A 15,300-nucleotide genomic window follows, 5' to 3' on the forward strand; every position below is an offset into this window, starting at 1 on the left:
GCCGCAATCCGCTAAACCGCGCCAAACACTGAAACCCGAAGGACGCGCCCATGGACACCCCCGAGCAGCCGCAGATTTACCTGATAACGCCTCCGACGATCGAGCTGAGCACGTTCCCCGGCAAACTGGCATCGGTTCTGGACGGGGCCGAGATCGCCTGCATCCGCCTGGCGCTGGCAGGCAACGACGAAGACACCATCGCCCGTGCCGCTGATGCCTGCCGCGAAGTGGCCCACGCCCGCGACGTGGCCATCGTGATATCGAACCACGTGCTGTTGGCGCAACGTCTAGGGCTGGACGGGGTGCATCTGGATGACGGCGCACGCTCGGTCCGCGCCGCGCGCAAGGAACTGGGCACCGATGCGATTGTCGGCAGCTTCTGCGGCGCGTCCAGCCATGACGGCATGGCGGCGGGTGAACACGGCGCGGATTACGTGGCCTTCGGGCCCGTCGGAACCGCCACGTTGGGGGACGGAACCCGCGCCGAAAAGGATTTGTTCCAATGGTGGTCTCAGATGATCGAGGTCCCGGTCGTGGCCGAAGGCAGTCTGACGCCCGAGCTGATCCGTGATCTGGCCCCCTGCACCGATTTCTTCGGTATCGGCGACGAAATCTGGGGCAGCGACGACCCGCTGGGCGCGCTGAACACGCTGCTGGCGGCGATGTCTTAAGCCAGCAACCAGGGTTCAGCCATCCAATACACGCCGATTCCGGCGATCAGCATCGAGGCCAGAACCGAAATCCGGCCTCGTGTTCTGTGTGACCCGCCAGCAACCAAAAGCGCGCAGGCAAAAGTCAGAACAGCCACAAGGATGACAGGCAGTGTATTTCCGACGCCAAACCCAAAAACAGCCGGGGCCAGATGATCGGGCGGCACCCCGATCCTTGTCAAATCCGAAGCCAGTGCCAATCCTTGAACACAACCTGCGGCAAGCACAGCTAACAGTCGCCAGACCTGCAAGTGCCGGGCCACCAGGTTCCAAAGCGCCAGAATGATGATCGAGGCCACCAACGCCTGGTCCTGCACATTTTCTGGCACGTCCAGCACGCCGTACATGCCCAACCCGAGCCCGATAAAAACTCCTGCTGCCAAAAACGCCACCTGAGACACCACAGGCCGCAGGCTCAGTGTCAGCATTACGAGTGTCAGAACAACGATGGATGGCTTGAGGGGGCTTTGAACAAAACGGCTGATCCCCTTTGCGAAATACGTCTGCAGTGTCTGCTCTGTTGTCAGCGATGCCCCGCCCTGCAACGGGATCAGTGGGCTGATTTCTCCGGCAGTCAGAAACCCTGTATACGGGGCCATCACGTTTTGCTGACGAAGAACGACTGACCCGCTGTACTGCGGCCAGGTCAGGCGCAGATTCGATGCATGATCCGGCAAACGTGCAGTCAACAACAACCTGGAAACACGCACTTTTTCCGTGTCGCCCACCACCGGAATACGCACACCTTCATAAGACAAATCCAGGCGACCAGGCGCTTCGACCACAAGGCTTTGCTTCCAGACCTGAACAAAGTCTCTGATCTGCGGTTCCAGTTCCGACGACACCTTCCGCCGCAGAGATCGGTACTGTGTATCGTCAGAATAGGTTTCTGGCTGTGTCGGGTCGGCCCCGGCCAGCATCGCCTCGGCATTCAATTTCACCTCCAGAAACAGCGTGTCAGCTTTGACCCAGAAATCAACAACTGTCGGAGGGGCGGTTTGTGCCTTAACAGATCCAGGAAGCACAGTCAGAAGAACAATAATACTCAGGGCGCAGGTTTTGAGGACTCGAAGGATGGCACGGAAGGCAGGGCCATTCATACGAAACGCTCCAACAGGAAAATCAAATCACCAATCATTGCTCTCGATTGTTCCCGCGAAGGCCACGGATCGCAAGCCCAAAGGAAACATCAGCCCCGGCAGATCGGGAATCTCTTATAGCGATAACGTTCCGGCTTGCACGGGCACCATCGCTGCGGCATGACATCCCGTATGACTCAGAACACCAATATCCTGTGCATCGGCTCGGTCCTGTGGGACGTCATCGGTCGATCGGCCAGCGCCATGAGGCAAGGCTCGGACGTGCCGGGCCGGATCACCCGCCTGCCCGGCGGCGTCGCGATGAACATCGCCATGACACTGGTACGCTTTGGCATGACGCCCACCCTGCTGACTGCCATTGGCCGCGATCCCGAAGGCGACGAGCTGGTTCACGCCTGTTCGCGCCTCGGCATGGTGACGGATCACATCTATCGTTCGCAGGATTTGCCGACTGACCGCTACATGGCTGTCGAAGGGGCGAACGGGTTGATCGCGGCGATTGCCGACGCGCATTCGCTGGAAGCCGCTGGCGCAAAGATACTACGCCCCTTGATGCACGGGCCATTGGGCTATGAGAACACACCGTTTGAAGGCCCAATCGCACTCGACGGCAACCTGACACTGGACCTGCTTGAAGAGATTGCTCAAAGCCCTGCTTTCTCTCGCGCTGATCTTCGCGTGGCCCCGGCCTCGCCCGGCAAAGCCGAACGATTGCTACCCTTCCTGAAACACGCACGCGCCACGCTTTACGTGAATCTCGAAGAGGCCGGCATCCTGTGTCAGCGCGAGTTCACCGACTCCGAATCCGCAGCTAAGGGCCTGCTGGATCGTGGCGCGCTGCGCGCTCTGGTCACCGATGGCGGCAATTCAGCCACCGTCGGGAGCTCTGATGATATCCTGACACAAACACCCCCTGCCGTTCTGGTCACACGCGTGACCGGCGCCGGGGACACTTTCATGGCGGCCCATATCGCCTCAGAATCCGGCGGTGCATCCAGTGACGAGGCTATGGCCCGCGCCCTGCACGCCGCTGCAACCTACGTTTCCGGAGAAACCCCACTGTGATCGACATTCAATACTCAGCCGAGGTCAGCGCCGCCAAGGACGCGGGCCTGCCCATAGTTGCGCTGGAAAGCACCATCATCACCCATGGGATGCCCTACCCGCAGAACATCGAAGTCGCGGCACAGGTCGAAAAGGACATCCGAGATGCGGGTGCGGTTCCTGCGACAATGGCCGTGATCGAAGGCAAATTGCATGTGGGGCTGGAGCAGGATCAGCTGCAATGGCTGGGTCAGGCCCAGGGTGTCGCCAAGATCTCGCGCGCGGACATGGCAGCGTGCATCTCGACCGGTGGCACCGGGGCCACCACCGTTGCGGCGACTATGATCGCAGCGCATTATGCCGGGATCGAGATTTTTGCCACCGGCGGTATCGGCGGCGTGCATCAGGGTGCCGAGACCACGTTCGACATCTCTGCCGATCTGCACGAGCTTGGGCATACACCGGTGACTGTCGTCGCAGCCGGGGCGAAAGCCATCCTCGACCTCGCCAAAACGCTTGAGGTTCTGGAAACGCTGGGCGTGCCTGTGATTGCACATGGTCAGGACGAGTTTCCTGCGTTCTGGTCGGCAAAGTCGCCCTTTGCCGCGCCCCTTCGTATGGACAGTGCCGACGCCATCGCCAAAGCCCACTCCACCCGCCGCGCGCTGGGTCTGCCCGGCGGGCAGTTGGTGGCAAATCCGATCCCGGCCGCTGATCAGATCCCGTCCGAGGAACTGGCCCCGATCATCGCCGAGGCTCAGTCAGATGCGGATGCCCATCGTATCACCGGCAAAGCCGTGACCCCCTATCTGCTGCAACGAATCTTTGAAAAGACCGAAGGCCGGTCCTTGGTCGCCAATATCGCCCTTGTTCGAAACAATGCACGGTTGGCGGCAAAGATCGCGCAAGCGCTGGTCAAACAGAGGTGACGTTAACCTATTGTACCAAGACCGTGGATTGACTACCTAATTCCCGAAACCATTCGGAACCACCATGAATACACCGTTCGACGAAGAACCTCACCGCCGCCCAGGCATGCTTTCACGGCTGCGCGCGTCCTTTCTGACGGGCGTCGTTGTCATTGCGCCTGTCTGGTTGACGGTCTGGCTGATCTGGTCGGTGGTCGGCTGGATCGATAGCGCGGTTCTTCCACTGGTGCCACACCAGTTCCAGCCAGAACAGTACGTGGGCATCAACCTGCGCGGTGTAGGCGTAGTCATCTTCCTGATCTTCACCATTCTGGTCGGCTGGATCGCCAAGGGTATTCTGGGCCGTTCCCTGATCCACTTCGCCGAAAGCGTTGTTGACCGGATGCCCGTCGTGCGCTCGGTCTACTCCGGGATCAAACAGATTTCGGAAACGGTGTTTGCCCAGACTGAGCGTTCTTTTGAAAAAGCCTGCCTGATCCAGTACCCGCGTCGCGGGATCTGGGCCATCGGCTTTGTCTCCACCAGCGCCAAGGGTGAGGTAAGCGAACGTGCCGAAACCGGCGGAGAGCTGCTGAGCGTATTCGTACCCACGACGCCCAACCCGACGTCGGGGTTTCTGTTGTTCTTCCCCGCAGAAGACGTGATCTTGCTGGATATGAGCATCGAAGACGCAGCCAAACTGGTGATTTCAGCGGGGCTTGTCTATCCGAATGGAAAAGATCCGACCCAGCCACCCGAGTGATCAGCTGAACATCGCAGGCAGATCGATTGTGCTGGTCTGCCCCAAATCGTCCTTGTGTTTGGCAAGAAAACCGTCCGCGGCGTCCCGTCCGGCCTGTTTCAGCTTATGCAGAATGACCGGATTGGGCACGGTCTTGGTGGCAACAGACAGGCTGTTCATCAACTCGTTATCTGCAATCATGTGAACCAGAACGCGGCTCATCTCTCCGGAGGTCAGCTTGCCCTCTTTCAGCAACCGTTGGACAAAGCTGATCGCCCGCAACTCGCGAAACAGGGATGAGTTGAAGCTGATCTCGTTGATCCGGTTCTGAATTTGCTGCGGTGTGACCGGAACTTCGTCGCGCTCCAGCGGATTGATGTTCACGATCACCACGTCATCCGGCAAATCATCGTTGAACAGCGGATAGAGAGCCGGATTGCCGGTATACCCGCCGTCCCAGTAGGCTTCGTTCCGGTTTGTTTTCGGATCAAAAATCTCAACCGCCTTGAACAGGGTTGGTAAACAGGCCGAGGCCAGAATAGCGTCCGTGCTGATCTCGTCGCCGGTAAAGACGCGGATCTTGCCGCTGCGTACGCAAGTGGCACACACGAAAAGGCGCGGGCCTTCTTCCGCGCAAATCTCGTCAAAATTGAACCTGTCCACCACCGGTTCCAGCGGGTTGCTGTAGAACGGCCCATACGCATAGGGCGACACCATTCGCGACCACGCATCCCCGATTGAAAACGGTACCGAATACTCCATCGCCTGCGCAATGGTCGCCGGTTCCAGGCCGCGAAACCAGTTGGCGAAACGCATGTCGCCAATAGCGCCCATGCGCTGCCACAACCCGTCCAGGCGCGCCCGCGCTCCTTCGCGCCCTGAATGAACCATTCCCGACTTGTACGCCGCTGCGTTCAGCGCCCCTGCGGAGGTTCCGGTGATGGCAGCGACCTCGATGTCTTCCTCATCCAGCAGCCGGTCAAGCACACCCCAGGTGAACGCGCCATGCGCGCCACCCCCCTGCAAAGCCAGATTGATCCGTTTCACGTCGCTGCCCCTTCGTCTCTGCAAATGAATGCTTCGGGGGAATGAGGGCAATGGCCCCCTTTAAACCTCAAAGTGCTGTCCAGCCACCATCGACTGAAATTGTGGTTCCGGTGATCTGAGCCGCCGCGTCCGAACACAGGAAGATAGTCGTTCCACCCAATTGCTCGACGGTGGCGAACTCCTTGGAGGGTTGCCGTTCCAAAAGAATGTTCTTCACCACATCCTCGCGGCTCATGTTGTATTCTTTCATCGTGTCGGGGATCTGCGCCTCGACCAGCGGCGTCAGAACGTAGCCCGGGCAGATGGCATTGCAGGTGATCGGTTCCTGCGCGGTTTCCAGCGCTACGGTCTTGGTCATTCCCACCACGCCGTGCTTGGCCGCAACATATGCCGCCTTGTAAGGGGATGCCGTCAGACCATGGGCCGAGGCGATGTTCACCACCCGCCCCCAACCCGCCTTGCGCATCATCGGCAACGCAGCCGCTGTGGTATGAAAGGCCGAGTTCATGTTGATTGCGATAATCGCGTCCCATTTTTCAACCGGGAACTTATCGATCGGAGAGACATGCTGAATACCAGCATTGTTTACCAGAATATCACAGGACCCCGCCTGTTCGATCAGTGATCGGCATTCCTCGCCCTTGGACATGTCGGCCTTGATGTAGCGCGCATTGGTTCCGGTCTCTTTCGCAATCTCTGCGGCAAGCGCATGATCTTCATCCCGATCCGTAAAGGAATTCAGAACCACATCGGCACCCGCCTTGGCCAGCTCGCGCGCTACGCCCAGCCCGATGCCCGAATTTGATCCCGTGATGATTGCCGTTTTACCGGACAGGCTCATGTCCATTCTCCCTCAAGCGTTAATCAGGCGCACCATGCCATGCTGCACCTGCAAAGAAAACGGGGAAACACATCAGATTGGAATCCCGGCCTGAGACTTCGCGACGCACAAAAAAACGCCCGCACGAAGCGGGCGTTAAGTTATTGAGGCAGGTTTCATACAGGCAAGAAACCTATCGAGCAGTGCAACCTTTATAAGCAATTCTGCGCCTTGGTCCAAGCTAAAAGTTTGATAATAAGAAAAATCATCACTACGATGATCTCCAACAAAATAAGGCCAGAGCAGGATTGTTTCCAAAATGAGCCCGGAATTTCTCCGTCCGTTTCGATCACTTGCGGCGGGAATCGCCAGCATTTTCGTGATGTCTGTCGCCCATGCAGAATCGTCTCATGGCATAGCTATGTACGGGGACCCGGCCCTACCACCGGATTTTGTGTCTCTCCCCTATGCGAACCCGGATGCGCCCAAAGGTGGCAAAGCTGTTTTCGGAAACACGGGCGGCTTTAACAGTCTGAACCCGTTTTTGCAAAAAGGCACTTCGCCATGGCAATTGCCTTTCTGGACCCATGAAAGCCTGATGGGGCGATCCTGGGACGAACCTTTCACACTTTACGGGCTGTTAGCCGAATCAGTTGAGACCGATCCAGACCGGTCCTGGGTCGAATTCACCCTGCGGGAAGAGGCGCGTTTTTCCGACGGAAGCCCGGTCACGATCGATGATGTGATCTGGTCTTACGAGACTTTGGGCACGCAGGGGCATCTGCGCTATCGCGGTCTTTGGGGCAAGATCGACGACATCGAACAAACAGGCCCGCGCTCGGTGCGGATCACGTTCAATGAACCCGATCGAGAGCTTGCGCTGCTGGCAGGGATGCGTCCGATCCTGCAAAAGGCACAATGGGAGGGAAAGGACTTCGCTGACGCGCAACTGCATGATGTGCCGATTGGAACCGGCCCTTATGTGATCGATAGCTACGAAGCGGGACGCTACGTGAATCTGCGACGCAATCCGGACTATTGGGGGAACGACATTCCGTTTCGCCGCGGCACCATGAACCTTGATGAGCTGCGGATCGAATTCTACGGCGACGGCAGCGTCTTGTTCGAAGCCTTCAAGGCCGGAGAGTTGTCGGCCGTCCGTGAATTCAATGCCGACAAATGGGATACGCAATACAACTTTCCCGCTGTGCAGCGGGGCGATGTGATCAAAACTGAAATTCCGCATGGAAAACCTTCGGGAATGACCGGGTTCGTGATGAATACACGAAAGGCCCCGTTCGACGACTGGCGTGTGCGCGAAGCGCTGATGCTTGCCTTCAATTTTGAGTTCATCAACGACACGGTAACCGGTGGCGCCCAACCAAGGATCACGTCTTATTTCTCGGGGTCCGACCTTGCCATGCAGCCCGGCCCGGCCCAAGGGCAGCTAAGAGACCTGTTGCTTCCTTACGCTGACATCCTGTTGCCAGGCACGCTGGAAGGGTATGAACTGCCGAAGGGTGACGGGTCGGCCCGGAACCGGGCAAACCTTCGCGAGGCCACCAAGCTTTTGACCGAGGCAGGTTGGACCGTTCAGGACGGCGCACTGCACAATGGAAATGGTGATGCCTTTCAGGTGACTTTCCTGCTTCAACAGGGCGACAGCGAGATGGCAACAGTAGTCGAGATCTATTCCCGCGCGCTGGAACGTCTTGGCATTCAGGTCACGACGGAACAAGTCGACAATGCCCAATATGTCGGACGCACCTCTGAACTGGACTTTGACGTTACGACATTCCGCCGAGCGCTTTCTCTGTCTCCTGGCAACGAACAGCGTCTTTATTGGGGCAGCGAGACTGCTGATGCCCCCGGCACACGCAACCTGATGGGCGTATCCTCGCCCGCAGTTGACGCAATGATCGATGCCATGCTCGCCTCAAAAACCCGCGAGGACTTCACCGATGCCACCCGCGCGCTGGACCGGGTACTGACAGCAGGCCGCTATGTCATCCCGATCTGGAGCTTTGACATCGGACGCATTGCGCATGTCAAGGAACTGAAGCACCCGAAAACCCTGCCCATCTACGGTGACGGTCCGCAATACATGCCAGAAGTGTGGTGGTACGACGCCCGGTAGAGGCGTGATCCCAGGGCCAGCCGATGGGTATGTGATCCGGGCTGGTCTTTCCAAGCGGGCATTCCGAACGTCAGAAGCTCGAAGTTTCAGCTGTTCTGTACAATCTGCGGTCAGGAAGATTCCATCAGTCGGCAAAATTCAGCACATTGCCGCGTCATACAAGATATCGTTTGATCGCACCCAAACCGCCGTACTGGGCCGCCAACACCATCACCACCGGGTGATCCCGCAGAAAACGCCCTCAAACAGTTTTACTCATCTAGAAAAACCTGTATAAAAATGGCATATTTAGTCGTCATAGATAGCTTATGCCAACCCAAGATCCCGGACTGCCCGGACAATCGGACGCTGGGAACCAAAGAACAACCGGGCCCGCCACCACTCACACCAAATGTAGGCCCGTCGCCCCGCTGCGGATACTTCGCAGCGGGCACAATTCCCCCCCAAAAAGGCGCGGCCTCAGGATGCGACATTTTGTCATGTCTTTCGTTACGGCACCCCGTTCGTACTCTGATGTGGGGGAGAGCAGTCCTAATCGTTGCTAAGGGAAGCTCATTGATGATGAACTGGACCGATCTTACAAAAGACTGGAGCGCGGCCTGCGAACGCGCAAAGCGGCGTTTTCCGAACTTGCGTGACAAAGACATGATGCGCGTGTTGAAGGATCGAAAAGGATTTGAAGCCTATTTGGCCGAACGTCACCAACTTACAATGAATGAGGCGCATGAGGAGGTCGAAGACTTCCTGTTCACCGAAGGGCTGAACCGTGAATTCAGCAGTGCCGCTTTAAGCAAGTGATGTGACCCAAAGGATAGTCGCGTCTTCGTCACTGACGGAAATCACATTGTGGCCCATGCTGCCGTCGTAATAGGCGCTGTCGCCCCTGCGCATCTCCACCGGCTCATAAAACTCGGTGTAAAGCTTGACGACACCGGTCAGTACATACATGAACTCTTCTCCGTCATGGCGCACCCAGCCGTCAAATTCCTCCATTGATCTCGCGCGGACCCGCGCACGATAGGGCAGCATTTGTTTCTTGGTCAGGGTTTCGGCCAGCAACTCATGTTCATAAGTGGTTGTGGCGTGCGCCGTGCCGTCGCCCAGACGGGTTATCGCCATACGCCCGATCACCTGATCGCGCTGGGGCGGCGTGAAAAGCTGCGGAACCGAAATCTCCAATCCAGTCGCAAGCTTCTTGAGCGCGTCGTAGGTCGGCGACATCTGCCCGTTTTCGATCTTGCTTAGGGTCGAACGTGCCAAACCGGCCTGACTGGCGGCTTGCTCCAATGTCCATTCCCGTGCTTTGCGCAGCTCTCTCACACGCGCGCCAAGGTCCAACGGTTCAACTTCGGTGTGTTCGCCAGAGTTGCGGGCAATTCGGATCAGAGATTTGGGATCTTGAGTGCTCATGCCCCTTCTATAGGCCCGGCCAGCCACGCTTGCAACGCGACAGGCGGCGCGATAGCCAGAGGCCATGTTGTCAATCTTCGATCAGGGGGCGCCTGCGCCCTGCCCCACGCCTTTCAATCTGGCAGCTCATGTTCTGGGCTGCGCGGATCAAGCCCCGGAGAAAGTGGCTTTGTCAGTCTTGCGTGAAAACGATACGCAGGATTGGAGCTTTCGCAATCTGAAAACAGCCGTGCTGGGCACCGGCGCGGGGTTGCTGCGGGCAGGATTGAAACCCGGAGATATCGCCCTGATGCGGCTGGGCAATACGGTGGACTTCCCGATTGCCTATCTGGGTGCAATTGCCGTGGGTATCGTACCGGTGCCGACATCGTCGCAACTGACGGAACCCGAAACCGCCAAAATGATCGACGAGCTTTCTCCGGCGGCCATACTGCGCGATCCGGATGTTGCCTGTGCCTCGCATTCCAAGCAGATCAGGCTGGACGCGTTGAAAGCGATGCGAAACCTGCCCACTGCAGGTTTTGACATGGGCGATCCGGAACGTATGGCCTATGTCGTCTACACCTCTGGAACTTCGGGCAAGCCTCGTGCCGTGGCCCATGCCCACCGGGCAATCTGGGCGCGGCAGATGATGGTCGATGGCTGGTATGGTCTGCGCGAGACCGACCGGCTGTGTCACGCGGGGGCTTTCAACTGGACCTATACGCTGGGCACTGGCTTGATGGACCCATGGACCATCGGTGCGACGGCCCTGATCCCGGAACCCGGAACCGAAATCACTGCGTTGCCTGCCTTACTGCGCCAGCATGGCGCAACGATTTTTGCTGCGGCTCCGGGGGTCTTTCGCAAGATAGTGCAAGGGCGCAATCGGATGGAGCTGCCAGACCTGCGACACGGATTATGCGCGGGCGAGAAACTGTCGCGCGCCCTGCACGAACAGTGGCTGAATGCCACCGGCACCGAGCTGTTCGAAGCCTACGGCATGTCCGAATGCTCTACCTTCATTTCCTCCAGCCCGGACCATCCTGCGCGCGGCGACGCACTGGGACAACCGCAACCCGGGCGTCGAGTGGCGATCCTTGGTCCGGACGGTCCGGTGCCACAGGGGCAGGAAGGTACAATTGCCATTCACCGCTCTGACCCCGGGTTGATGCTGACCTATCTTAACGCACCCGAGGACGTTGAAACGCGGATGCAGGGTGAATGGTTTCTGACTGGCGATCAAGGGGCCATGGCAGTGGATGGCCAGATCAGCTATCTGGGCCGCGACGACGACATGATGAACGCGGGTGGCTATCGCGTGTCCCCGGTCGAGGTCGAAGCCGTTCTTGCCCGCTATCCGGGCATAACCCAAGTCGGCGCAGCGGCAGTCGAGGTCAAACCGGACACATTTGTGATAGCGGCCTTCTATACGGGCCCGGAAAAGCTGGACGATACGGCCTTACGCACCTATGTCGAAGCCAACCTGGCGCGGTACAAACAGCCTCGCGCCTTCATCCATCTGCCCGCCCTGCCAACTGGCGGAAACGGCAAACTCCTGCGCCGGGCGCTGCCGGCCTATTTCGAGGCACCAACAAAATGACCCAGACCGTCAAGCTCGACATCCTGTCCGATCCGATCTGCCCGTGGTGCTATATTGGCAAAACCCATCTGGACAAGGCTCTGGCCAATGTGCCCGACCACCCTTTTGTCATTGAATGGCATCCGTTCCAGTTGAATCCTGACATGCCGGATGCGGGTATGGATCGGCGCGAGTATCTTGAGCGCAAGTTCGGCGGCAAGGAAGGCGCGTTGCGCGCCTATGCGCCGGTGGTGGAACATGCCGAAAAGGCCGGCCTGAACATCAACTTCGATGCCATGAAACGTACCCCCAACACGCTGGACGCCCATCGCCTGATCCACTGGGCAGGGATCGAGGGCAAGCAGAACGATGTGGTGGATGCGCTGTTCGACGCCTATTTCGTGCAGGGCCGCGACATCGGCGACCACGAGGTGCTGGCCGACATCGCAGACAGCACCGGAATGGACGCAGCCGTGGTCATGAAGCTGCTGAAATCCGACGCCGACCGCGAGGATATCCGCAACCGCGATGCTCATTCTCGCGAAATGGGCGTCAGTTCGGTTCCGACCTTCATTGTCGCGAACCAACATGCGGTACCGGGCGCGCAACCTCCTGAAATGTGGGAGAAAGTAATCGCTGAGATCATGTCTCAACTTGAGGCTTCCCCTGCAGAATAGCACAGAAGTCTGTGCAAATTTCCAGTCTGGCCTATGCCGACCCGCCGTGATAGCGCGAACGGGTTAGGAGTGCTTCATGGCCAATCGCATGTCGAAGGCGGAATTCATTGCGCTGATTGCAATGATGTTCGCCACCATCGCCTTTTCGATCGATTCAATGCTGCCTGCGCTGCCCGAGATCGGCGCGCAGCTCAGCCCAGATGATGTCAATCGGGCGCAACTGATCCTGACGTCTTTTGTGTTGGGGATGGGGATCGGAACGTTTTTTACCGGCCCTCTCTCAGATGCTCTGGGACGCAAGCCAGTTATTTACGGTGGCGCAGCCCTTTACATTGCGGCCTCAGCGGTTGCCTGGGCCAGCTCCTCACTGGAACTGGTATTGATCGCACGTGTGGTTCAGGGGTTGGGCGCGGCTGGCCCACGCGTGGTAGCCATGGCGATCATTCGCGACTTATATTCGGGTCGCGAAATGGCGCGGATCATCTCTATTGCGATGATGATTTTCACGTTGGTACCCGCAGCCGCACCGATGCTGGGCGCGGGTGTGATCGCATTGTTCGGCTGGCGCGGGATATTTGTGTCGTTCATTCTGTTTGCCCTGGTCATCATCTCTTGGATGGGCGTTCGCCTGCCGGAATCTCTGGCACGAGAAAACCGTCGCCCCTTCCGCTTTCCGCTGATGCTCTCGGCCACGAAAGAAATGTTTACCCATCCGACTGTCCGCCTTTCGATCATGGTTCAGACGCTGTGTATGGGGGTGCTGTTCACCATGCTGACAATGGTTCAGCCAGTCTATGACGTGATCCATGACCGTGCCGACAGCTTTCCATTCTGGTTTGGGTTCGTGGCTTTGATGTCTGGGTCGGCCAGCTTGTTGAATGCAGCACTTGTGGTGCGTGTGGGCATGCGCCGGATGGTGACATGGGCGCTGGGGGGGCAAATCCTGATCACCGCTTTTGTTATGACGCTTAACACCATGCACCTTTCGCCGGACGCCTCATTTGCACTGTTTGTATTCTGGCAAACCATGGTGTTTTTCATGGCCGGGGTAACATTGGGCAACCTGAACGCCATCGCGATGGAGCCGATGGGGCATATTGCCGGAATGGCAGCCTCGGTCATCGGATCCATTTCGACGGTTCTGGCTGCGGCTATTGCCGCGCCGATCGGGTTGCTTTTCGATGGGTCCATCGCGCCTTTGACATTTGGCGTCCTGAGCATGTGCATTCTGGCCTTCGGGCTTATGCTGCATATGGGCCGCGTCGAAGAGCGCCTGCCAGCCTGATCTGTGCGACTCGTCAGAAACACGTTACTCTCGACCTGAACCGAGCGGAGGGCTTCTGATGCGTGAATACTATGATCTGGGCAGCTATTACTGTCCGGTAACGACCTCCGTTCCCGAGGCTCAGCTGTGGTTCGACCGCGGCCTGAACTGGACCTATGGATACAATCACGAAGAAGCCGTGGTTTGTTTCCAGCGCGCAGCTGAACATGACCCCCAATGCGCCATGGCATATTGGGGCGTCGCCTACGCGGCGGGACCGAATTACAACCTGCCATGGGACTTGCAGGACGAGCAGGGACGCAGCAAGGCGCTGGCGCTGGCTTATGATGCCACGCAAAACGCACTTCGATTGACTGACGGCTGCACGCCTGTTGAGCAAGCACTGATCCGGGCCCTTCCAGCGCGATACCCGCAGCGGGATCCGGCCGAGGACATGCACCTTTGGGATCACGATTTTGCCGAAGCGATGCGCGCGGCGTTCGCTGCGCACTCCGATCACCTTGACCTGCGCACACTCTTTGTCGAAGCGCTTTTGAACCTGACGCCCTGGAAAATGTGGGATCTGAAAACCGGCCAGCCTGCTGAAGGCGCAGCAACGCTTGAGGCTCAGGAAGTACTGGAAACAGCCATGGCCAGCGATCCGGCCGCCATGTCGCATCCCGGTCTGCTGCATCTTTATGTTCACCTGATGGAAATGTCGCCCACCCCGGAAAAAGCCCTGAAAGCCGGTGATGTCCTGCGCACATTGGTACCTGATGCAGGCCACCTCGTTCACATGCCGACACATATCGACGTCCTCTGCGGACACTACCACAACGTGGTGCATTGGAACGAAAAAGCCTCGGATGCCGATCTGAAGTATTACGAACGTGAGGGGGCGTTCAATATCTACACCGGCTACCGTCAACACAACTATCACTTCGCCATCTACGGCGCGCTGTTTCTGGGGCAAATCGAACCTGCCCTGCGCGCCAATCAGGGTTTGTGGGAAACGACGCCCGAAGAAATGCTTCGTATCGAAAGCCCCCCCATGGCGGATTACTTCGAAAGCTACATGTCCATGGGGCCGCACATCCTGATCCGCTTTGGTCGCTGGGAAGAGGCCAAGGCGCTGGAGCTGCCCTCCGATCCGGATCTCTACCGTACCCTGACGGCCACGACCCACTACGCCCGCGCCATCGCACGTGCCGCAACCGGTGATGTCGCCCATGCCGAAGCGGAAGAGAACCTGTTTCTCGCAGCCAAGGAATGCGTTCCGGAAACGCGCAGGTTGCACAACAACCGCGTGATAGACCTGCTGGAAATTGCCCGGGAAATGCTGCGTGGTGAGATCGAGTACCGAAAGGGGAATTTCGATATTGCTTTTGCCCATCTGCGCCGCTCGGTCGAGTTGGATGATACCCTGCCCTATGACGAGCCCTGGGGCTGGATGCAGCCCACCCGCCACGCGCTTGGTGCGTTGCTGTTCGAACAAGGTCATACGGCAGAAGCAGAGGCTGTCTATCGCGAAGATCTTGGCCTTGGTGGCTCGCTCAGCCGCGCTTCGATCCATCCCGACAATGTGTGGAGCCTGAAGGGGCTGTACGATTGTCTCAAAGCCCGTGGGGAAGATGTTGAAATCCTACAGGTCAAACAACGCCTGGATCTGGCTCTGGCCCGGGCAGATCGGGCGGTTGCAGCGTCCTGTTTCTGCGCGCAGGCCGCAATGCGTGAATGAGGTGTGTTGGATCGCGCTGCCGCGCGATGCCTCCGGCGGGGATACTTTGAGCCAGATGAAGCTGGGATCCCTTGTTCATCAGGCCGCAATGATCTCGGCCGAGACGCACAGCATGCGGCAGGGGCAAAGCCCACATCCCACA

The 15,300-nt window shown here is 58.3% G+C and carries 14 protein-coding genes; 10 read left to right on the top strand and 4 right to left on the bottom strand.

The window, feature by feature from the left end:
• Nucleotides 1-50 precede the first annotated feature (50 nt).
• On the top strand, nt 51-671 hold the full coding sequence (locus tag AC2FJB_RS00080; RefSeq protein WP_496719319.1) for a thiamine phosphate synthase: 621 nt from the start codon (nt 51-53) through the stop codon (nt 669-671).
• Here AC2FJB_RS00080 and AC2FJB_RS00085 read toward each other — a convergent pair.
• A complete protein-coding gene (locus tag AC2FJB_RS00085) occupies nt 668-1,810 on the bottom strand; it encodes a HupE/UreJ family protein (RefSeq protein WP_496719318.1) in 1,143 nt (380 codons plus the stop codon). The two genes, AC2FJB_RS00080 and AC2FJB_RS00085, sit on opposite strands and share 4 nt — an antisense overlap.
• 171 nt (nt 1,811-1,981) lie before the next feature.
• Here AC2FJB_RS00085 and AC2FJB_RS00090 point away from each other — a divergent pair, with 171 nt between their 5' ends.
• From AC2FJB_RS00090 to AC2FJB_RS00100, 3 genes are all read left to right on the top strand, one after another.
• Nucleotides 1,982-2,875 (top strand): PfkB family carbohydrate kinase, encoded by an 894-nt coding sequence (locus AC2FJB_RS00090; RefSeq protein ID WP_299893700.1) that lies wholly within the window; start codon nt 1,982-1,984, stop codon nt 2,873-2,875.
• Nucleotides 2,872-3,783 (top strand): pseudouridine-5'-phosphate glycosidase, encoded by a 912-nt coding sequence (locus AC2FJB_RS00095; RefSeq protein WP_496719317.1) that lies wholly within the window; start codon nt 2,872-2,874, stop codon nt 3,781-3,783. Before AC2FJB_RS00090 ends, AC2FJB_RS00095 begins: the two co-directional genes overlap by 4 nt.
• A 64-nt stretch (nt 3,784-3,847) precedes the next feature.
• Entirely contained in the window at nt 3,848-4,525 is a 678-nt protein-coding gene (locus AC2FJB_RS00100; RefSeq protein ID WP_117868800.1) for a DUF502 domain-containing protein, read from the top strand.
• Here AC2FJB_RS00100 and AC2FJB_RS00105 read toward each other — a convergent pair whose 3' ends face one another.
• Both AC2FJB_RS00105 and AC2FJB_RS00110 read right to left on the bottom strand, forming a co-directional pair.
• The gene (locus tag AC2FJB_RS00105) at nt 4,526-5,551 is read right to left on the bottom strand and encodes a patatin-like phospholipase family protein (protein WP_496719316.1); all 1,026 of its coding nucleotides are present in this window, start codon (nt 5,549-5,551) and stop codon (nt 4,526-4,528) included. It lies immediately after the preceding gene.
• A 67-nt stretch (nt 5,552-5,618) separates the two neighbouring features.
• Complete coding sequence (locus AC2FJB_RS00110; protein ID WP_496676456.1) at nt 5,619-6,392, bottom strand: 3-hydroxybutyrate dehydrogenase; 774 nt, start codon at nt 6,390-6,392, stop codon at nt 5,619-5,621.
• Between the two features lie 298 nt (nt 6,393-6,690).
• On the opposite strand from AC2FJB_RS00110, the gene AC2FJB_RS00115 reads away from it, so the two are divergent.
• Nucleotides 6,691-8,508 carry an extracellular solute-binding protein gene (locus AC2FJB_RS00115; RefSeq protein ID WP_496719315.1) on the top strand — a complete coding sequence of 606 codons (1,818 nt, stop codon included), beginning with the start codon at nt 6,691-6,693 and terminating at the stop codon, nt 8,506-8,508.
• Between the two features lie 558 nt (nt 8,509-9,066).
• Complete coding sequence (locus tag AC2FJB_RS00120) at nt 9,067-9,306, top strand: hypothetical protein (protein ID WP_117868796.1); 240 nt, start codon at nt 9,067-9,069, stop codon at nt 9,304-9,306.
• Here AC2FJB_RS00120 and AC2FJB_RS00125 read toward each other — a convergent pair.
• The gene (locus tag AC2FJB_RS00125) at nt 9,295-9,918 is read right to left on the bottom strand and encodes a helix-turn-helix domain-containing protein (protein ID WP_117868795.1); all 624 of its coding nucleotides are present in this window, start codon (nt 9,916-9,918) and stop codon (nt 9,295-9,297) included. The two genes, AC2FJB_RS00120 and AC2FJB_RS00125, sit on opposite strands and share 12 nt — an antisense overlap.
• A 64-nt stretch (nt 9,919-9,982) precedes the next feature.
• Between AC2FJB_RS00125 and AC2FJB_RS00130 the strand changes: the two genes are divergently transcribed.
• The 4 genes from AC2FJB_RS00130 (at nt 9,983) to AC2FJB_RS00145 (ending at nt 15,158) form a co-directional block, all read left to right on the top strand.
• Nucleotides 9,983-11,500, top strand: a complete 1,518-nt coding sequence (locus tag AC2FJB_RS00130) for a class I adenylate-forming enzyme family protein (RefSeq protein ID WP_496719314.1) — start codon at nt 9,983-9,985, stop codon at nt 11,498-11,500.
• Complete coding sequence (locus tag AC2FJB_RS00135) at nt 11,497-12,156, top strand: DsbA family oxidoreductase (protein WP_496719313.1); 660 nt, start codon at nt 11,497-11,499, stop codon at nt 12,154-12,156. The genes AC2FJB_RS00130 and AC2FJB_RS00135 overlap by 4 nt, the downstream gene beginning before the upstream one ends.
• Nucleotides 12,157-12,232: 76 nt before the next feature.
• Nucleotides 12,233-13,441 carry a multidrug effflux MFS transporter gene (locus AC2FJB_RS00140; protein ID WP_299893715.1) on the top strand — a complete coding sequence of 403 codons (1,209 nt, stop codon included), beginning with the start codon at nt 12,233-12,235 and terminating at the stop codon, nt 13,439-13,441.
• Between the two features lie 58 nt (nt 13,442-13,499).
• Nucleotides 13,500-15,158, top strand: coding sequence for a tetratricopeptide repeat protein (locus AC2FJB_RS00145; protein ID WP_496719312.1), 1,659 nt, complete (start codon nt 13,500-13,502; stop codon nt 15,156-15,158).
• Nucleotides 15,159-15,300 lie beyond the last annotated feature (142 nt).

This window comes from Ruegeria sp. CDSC085 (genome assembly GCF_059610465.1).

Bases quoted from the DNA above. Each gene is read 5' to 3' on its own strand.
- AC2FJB_RS00100 (WP_117868800.1), top strand. From the start codon at position 3,848: ATGAATACACCGTTCGACGAAGAACCTCACCGCCGCCCAGGCATGCTT.
- AC2FJB_RS00120 (WP_117868796.1), top strand. From the start codon at position 9,067: ATGATGAACTGGACCGATCTTACAAAAGACTGGAGCGCGGCCTGCGAA.
- AC2FJB_RS00135 (WP_496719313.1), top strand. From the start codon at position 11,497: ATGACCCAGACCGTCAAGCTCGACATCCTGTCCGATCCGATCTGCCCG.
- AC2FJB_RS00115 (WP_496719315.1), top strand. From the start codon at position 6,691: ATGAGCCCGGAATTTCTCCGTCCGTTTCGATCACTTGCGGCGGGAATC.
- AC2FJB_RS00145 (WP_496719312.1), top strand. From the start codon at position 13,500: ATGCGTGAATACTATGATCTGGGCAGCTATTACTGTCCGGTAACGACC.
- AC2FJB_RS00125 (WP_117868795.1), bottom strand. From the start codon at position 9,918: ATGAGCACTCAAGATCCCAAATCTCTGATCCGAATTGCCCGCAACTCT.
- AC2FJB_RS00090 (WP_299893700.1), top strand. From the start codon at position 1,982: ATGACTCAGAACACCAATATCCTGTGCATCGGCTCGGTCCTGTGGGAC.
- AC2FJB_RS00140 (WP_299893715.1), top strand. From the start codon at position 12,233: ATGGCCAATCGCATGTCGAAGGCGGAATTCATTGCGCTGATTGCAATG.
- AC2FJB_RS00130 (WP_496719314.1), top strand. From the start codon at position 9,983: ATGTTGTCAATCTTCGATCAGGGGGCGCCTGCGCCCTGCCCCACGCCT.
- AC2FJB_RS00085 (WP_496719318.1), bottom strand. From the start codon at position 1,810: ATGAATGGCCCTGCCTTCCGTGCCATCCTTCGAGTCCTCAAAACCTGC.
- AC2FJB_RS00080 (WP_496719319.1), top strand. From the start codon at position 51: ATGGACACCCCCGAGCAGCCGCAGATTTACCTGATAACGCCTCCGACG.
- AC2FJB_RS00110 (WP_496676456.1), bottom strand. From the start codon at position 6,392: ATGAGCCTGTCCGGTAAAACGGCAATCATCACGGGATCAAATTCGGGC.